3 protein-coding genes and 1 pseudogene are annotated in these 3,929 nt (G+C 73.8%); 2 read left to right on the top strand and 2 right to left on the bottom strand.

Annotated features, from left to right (window positions below; genetic code table 11):
• Nucleotides 1-1,174, bottom strand: a 1,174-nt coding sequence (locus CCL05_RS39575; RefSeq protein WP_244204556.1) for a CocE/NonD family hydrolase, incomplete at its 3' end; no start/stop codon positions are given.
• A gap of 80 nt (nt 1,175-1,254) precedes the next feature.
• Here CCL05_RS39575 and CCL05_RS39570 point away from each other — a divergent pair.
• Nucleotides 1,255-1,974: a TetR/AcrR family transcriptional regulator C-terminal domain-containing protein gene (locus CCL05_RS39570; RefSeq protein WP_086565439.1), complete on the top strand. Its 720-nt coding sequence runs from the start codon at nt 1,255-1,257 to the stop codon at nt 1,972-1,974.
• 51 nt (nt 1,975-2,025) lie between these two features.
• On the opposite strand, the gene CCL05_RS39565 is transcribed toward CCL05_RS39570, so the two are convergent.
• Nucleotides 2,026-3,369 (bottom strand): MFS transporter, encoded by a 1,344-nt coding sequence (locus tag CCL05_RS39565; RefSeq protein ID WP_244204555.1) that lies wholly within the window; start codon nt 3,367-3,369, stop codon nt 2,026-2,028.
• 381 nt (nt 3,370-3,750) lie between these two features.
• On the opposite strand from CCL05_RS39565, the pseudogene CCL05_RS39560 reads away from it, so the two are divergent.
• Nucleotides 3,751-3,929 (top strand): annotated as a pseudogene (locus tag CCL05_RS39560) (helix-turn-helix domain-containing protein); the annotation flags it as partial.

Below are 3,929 nucleotides of genomic sequence, written 5' to 3'. Positions count from 1 at the left end.
GGTCGTAGCGCAGGGAGGCCAGGGGGGCGGGGGCTGGGCCGTTCACGCTGCCCCCGGGCCCCGCGTCGGCTCGCCGGTCGAGATGCCCGTCCGCGGTCGGAACCCATGAGGTGCCGGCGGAGACGGACGGCCAGTCGTCGAGGTCCCGCCACGCGTCCTCGCCGCCGACGTGCACCCGCACCCGCGTGGGACGCAGCCCGGACGGCTCGCCGCACAGGTGCGCACGCAGCCAGGCCAGGCTCTCGGCGAAGATCTCGGGCCAGCCCTGCTGCATGGCGGAGGTGTGGGTCCAGGGGCCGACGAGCAGGGCGGTGTCGCATCCGGCCTCGCGCAGCCGGGCGTACTGCTCGAAGGTCTGGTCGACCAGGGCGTCGTACCGTCCGGTGATCAGGCTCGTCGGGACGCGCAGCCCCTCGGCGGCTCGCGCCAGGGACGCGCCGTTCCAGTACGGGTCGCCGGCGTCCGGGTGCGCCATCACGTCGTCCAGCCACGGCACGTCTGCGAGCGCGGACGCGTACGCCCCGCGCAGCGGCCGCGCGGTGACGATGTCGCGCATACGGCGCTGGAGACGCAGCGTCGCCGCGGCGAACGGTGCGATCCCCCGGTGCTGGTACGCCATGCCCAGGCCGACGAGCAGGGCGTTCTCCAGCCGGAGAGCGCCGTCCGCGTAGAACAGGGCGTACGGGTCGTGCAGACTCACCTGCATCACCATGGCCTTCAGTTCCGGCGGCGGGTCGAGGGCGAGCGCCCACTGCACGTATCCCAGGTAACTGGGGCCGATCGTCCCCAACGTCCCGTCGAACCAGGGCTGCCGGCGCAGCCAGGACACCGTGGCCAGGCCGTCGGCGGCCTCGTTGCGCCACAGATCGAACGCGCCGCCCGAGCCGCCGGTGCCGCGGCAGCTCTGCAGCACCACGTGGAAACCCTGCTCGGCGAAGAGCATGCCGTACTGGGGGGACCAGGGCAGGCCCCTGCCGTACGGCGAACGCACCAGGAGAGTCGGGACGTCACCGGCCGTCCGGGGGAAGTAGTGGTCCGTGATCAGCGGACTGCCGTCGGCGGCCGGCACCACCAGCCCCGGCTCCCACCCCACGTCGTGCCGTTTGTCCGGCAGGCCGCGCCAGATCGACCTCATCATCCGCGAGGACAACGGCGGCTTCCCACGTGATGCCATGGCTTCTCCTCTATTCTCGTACGTCGTACGAGAATAGAGGATGCTTGGATGGCGATGCACGGGACGGGAGGACGAAGACGGTGACGCGTGACGGCGGTGGGTCCGCAACCCCGGGGACCGACCCGCAACAACTGTGGCTGAGCCCCGGGCAGCCCCGCAGGGGCCGCAGGCCGGGCTTCAGCCGCGAGGCGATCACGGCGGCCGCCGTGGCCCTGGCCGACGCGGAAGGGCTCGAAGCGGTCACCATGCGGCGGGTCGCCGCACAGGTCGGAGCCGGAGCCATGTCGCTCTACAGCTACGCCTCCGACAAGGAGACGCTGCTGGAGCTGATGGTCGACCACGTCAGCGGCGAACTGCCGGCGTCGGCTCCTCTCACCGGCGACTGGCGCGCCGACCTGAAGACCATCGCCCACCGTCAGCGCGACCTGATGCTCCGCCACCCCTGGTTGCCCGCAGCCCTGTCCACCCGCCGCAGCCTGGGCCCCAACACCCTGGCGTTCCTGGAACACGCCCTCGCCGCCCTGCGCCCCACCGGTCTGGACGGCGCCGCGAAGCTGGAGATCTTCGCCCAGCTCACCGCGTTCGTCGCCGGACACGTCACCTACGAGATCACACAGGCGGCCGCGGCCAGGTCCCCGGACCGGGCCGCGGCGGAAGCCCGCTACCTCGCCACCGTCGCCGCGGACGGCCACCACCCGGAACTCGCCGAAGCCCTGGCGGCCCCCGCGCGCACCGTGACCCCCGAAGCCACCTTCACCCGTTTCCTCAACCGCCTGGTCGACGGCCTCGCCACCGACTGATCCCGCTCCGCCTGTGCCGTTTTCCGCTGCGAACCGGCGCCGGCGACCGGATCAGCTGCGCGGCAGGAGCAGGCGGGAGAGGACGGCCGTGGCGAACACGAGAGCGGCGACGGCGAGCAGGCCGATGCGCATGCCCGGGAGGGAGAAGTCCCCGCCCGGGCCGGCGAGCAGACTGCCGAACAGGGCGACGGACAGCGCACCGCCGGTCTGGCGAAGGGAGTTGAGCAGCCCGGACGCGGTGCCCGCGCGCTCCTGCGGGACGGCGTCCATCAGCAGCGCGGTCACCGCCGGCACCGCGAGCGCCCCGCCGACGCTCAGCGGCAGCAGCAGCACGAGCACCAGCCACACGGGGGTGTGCGCGGCCAGCGGCAGCATGGCCAGCATCGCTCCGGTGAAGATCAGCTGCCCCGCGACGATCACCGGCCGCCGCCCGATCCGCTCCGCCAGCCGCGGCGACACCAGGTTGGTCGCCGTCACCACCGCCGACATCGGGACGAACATCAGCCCGGCCGCGATCGCCGACATCCCGCGCAACTGCTGGTAGTACAGCCCGAGCAGGAAGATCCCGCCGTAGAAGGCGGCGTTGACGGCGAAACCGACCGCGAGCGGGACGGCCACCCGGCGGTCCCTCAGCATGCCCAGCGGAACCATGGGCCGGCGGTGCCGGGCCTCCACCACGCAGAAGGCGTACCCGGAAGCGAGGGCGAGCGCGGCGGCGGTCAGCACGGGGCCGCTGGTCCAGCCGAGGTGGCCGCCCTCGATCACGGCGAAGGCCAGCCCGGCCAGGGCCAGTACGGCGGTGAGCTGACCGCCGCCGTCCAGTGCGGCGGGCCGGCGCGGGGAGCGCGGCACCCGCACCAGCAGGCCCAGGATGACCGCGCCCACCGGGAGGTTGAGCAGGAACACCGCCCGCCAGCCGGCCGAGTCGGTGAGCAGTCCGCCCAGCACCGGGCCCGCGGCCATCGCCACCGACCCGCCGACCGTCCACAGCGCGATGGCGCGGGCACGCGCCCGGGAGTCGTCGTAGGCCTGCCGGATCAGCGCCAGCGAGGCCGGCATCACGATCGCGGCGGCGGCCCCCTGCGCCACGCGCGCACCGACCAGCACGCCGATGCCGGGCGCGAGCGCGCAGCCGAGCGAGGCGAGGGTGAACAGGGCGACGCCCCACGCGTAGGCGCGACGGGCGCCGATGCGGTCGGCGAGGGCGCCCGCGGAGAGCATCAGGGCCGCGAACATCAGGGTGTAGGCGTCGACCACCCACTGAAGCCCGGCCATCCCGCCGCTGAGGGAGTCCCGGATCGCGGGCAGCGCGATGTTCACGGCCGAGACGTCGACGGTGATCACGGTGAACCCGAGCAGCGAGGCGACCAGCGCGACGCCGCTCCGCCGCGGCACGGCCGGGCCCTCGGAGTCCTCGGCGGGCGGCGACGCGGTTGTCCGGGCAGGAGACTTAGACGGAGACGGGGCGGGGCTGGTCGGCACGGTGAACTCCCGGGCGATGGCTACGGATATGACGGCGATGGCGATGGAGATGGCTACGGCGGCTGCGAGGACGACTCGACAGAGACGACCGGGCGGGCGGCCGCAGTCCGCTTTCCGGGGCCGCGGACCGGTGTCGCGCACCCCCTGGGCCCCGGCGGCCGGGCCGCCCGCTCCGGCAAGTTCAACTCTCCTCCCGCACGCGGCCGCCCGGCAGACCGCGCTGTACCCGGGGTGCGGTGTTCCAGGCCCTGACACGGCCCCCCAGGCTCCTTGACCGCCTGAGACAATGACCGGATGGCAGCAGCAGCGGATACGAGGGGCACGGAACTCGGCCGGTACCTGAAGGCCCGCAGGGCGCAGGTGCGCCCGGAGGACGTCGGTCTCCCGGCCGGCGCGGGCCTGCGCCGCACTCCCGGACTGCGCCGTGAGGAACTGGCCGCGCTGGCCGGAGTGAGCGTCGACTACTACATCCG

The sequence above is a fragment of the Streptomyces africanus genome (genome assembly GCF_002150735.1).
Taxonomy (GTDB): domain Bacteria; phylum Actinomycetota; class Actinomycetes; order Streptomycetales; family Streptomycetaceae; genus Streptomyces; species Streptomyces africanus.
The sequence above is the reverse complement of the archived record's forward strand: the minus strand, read 5'-3'. Positions and strand labels throughout refer to the sequence as shown.